This is a genomic window from Mesorhizobium sp. M7A.F.Ca.ET.027.03.2.1, from assembly GCF_003999175.1.
In the GTDB taxonomy this organism is placed as follows: domain Bacteria; phylum Pseudomonadota; class Alphaproteobacteria; order Rhizobiales; family Rhizobiaceae; genus Mesorhizobium.
Map to the genome: position 1 here is coordinate 1 of NZ_RZOM01001490.1, position 1064 is coordinate 1064.

Annotated in this window: 2 protein-coding genes; both read right to left on the bottom strand. The window is 66.4% G+C overall.

The genetic code is table 11. The features are described from left to right. Positions 1-488 (bottom strand): FAD binding domain-containing protein (locus EN750_RS35860; protein ID WP_189526727.1); only part of this gene is annotated, 488 nt, incomplete at its 3' end. Further along, positions 485-964 (bottom strand): (2Fe-2S)-binding protein, encoded by a 480-nt coding sequence (locus EN750_RS35865; protein WP_127327750.1) that lies wholly within the window; start codon positions 962-964, stop codon positions 485-487. The genes EN750_RS35860 and EN750_RS35865, both read right to left, overlap by 4 nt. Between the last annotated feature and the right edge of the window lie 100 nt (positions 965-1064).

Genomic DNA, 1064 nt, shown 5'->3' on the forward strand with positions numbered 1-1064 from the left:
GGATACATGGCGATGCAGGCGTCGCTGGCGCCGAGCACGGCGTGGCCCCTGGTGACGCCGCCTATGGCCGAACAGCCGCTGCCGGGTTCCCGCTTGTTGCAAGCGGAGAAATTCCCGGGATCACGGAAATAGGGGCAGCGCGTGCGCTGCATCAGATTGCCGCCGATGGTCGCCATGTTGCGGATCTGCGCGGAAGCCGCCTGCCACAGGGCTTCCGACACCGCAGGAAAGCGGCTCTTGATGTCGGCATGGTCGGCGACATGGCTCATCCTGGCCAGCGCGCCGATGGTGGCGCCGCGTTCGTTCACCTCGATGCTGTCCAACCCCTTGAGATGAGCGATGTCGACCAGCGTCTCGGGTTCGGCGACGCCGCATTTGGCGAGATCGATCAGCGTGGTGCCGCCGGCCAAGAGCATGGCGCCGGGCAGGGCGGCCACTTGGCGTGCCGCATCGACCGAGCTGGCGCGCACATACGAAAAATCCCTCATGATGCGACCTCCAAGGCGGCTTGGCGAATGGCGGCGACGATGTGCGGATAGGCGCCGCAGCGGCAGAGATTGCCGGCCATGTATTCGCGGATCTCGCCGTCGGAGCCGGCATGGCCCTCACGGATGCAGGCGACGGCCGACATGATCTGGCCCGGCGTGCAATAGCCGCACTGGAAGGCGTCCTGTTCGAGGAAGGCAGCCTGCACGGGATGCATTTCGCCCTCCCGTGCAAGCCCCTCTATGGTGGTGACGGTGCGGCCTTCGGCTTGGGCGGCCAGCGTCAGGCAGGCCAGCACGCGCTCGCCGTCGATATGCACGGTGCAGGCGCCACACTGGCCGTGGTCGCAGCCCTTCTTGGTGCCGGTCAGGCCGAGCCGGTCGCGCAAGGCGTCGAGCAGTGTCACACGCGGCTCGATGTCGAGCCCGTGAAGGTCGCCGTTGATGTCGAGATGGACCGGGATCGTTGTTTTCGTCATGGGCATCTGGCTCCAGTTGCTTGACGCGAAGTCGTTGATCTCATGTTGGGCCGGCGAGGAGCTAGCGCCCGCTGTCCGGCCCTTCGCTGTCGCTCCGGAC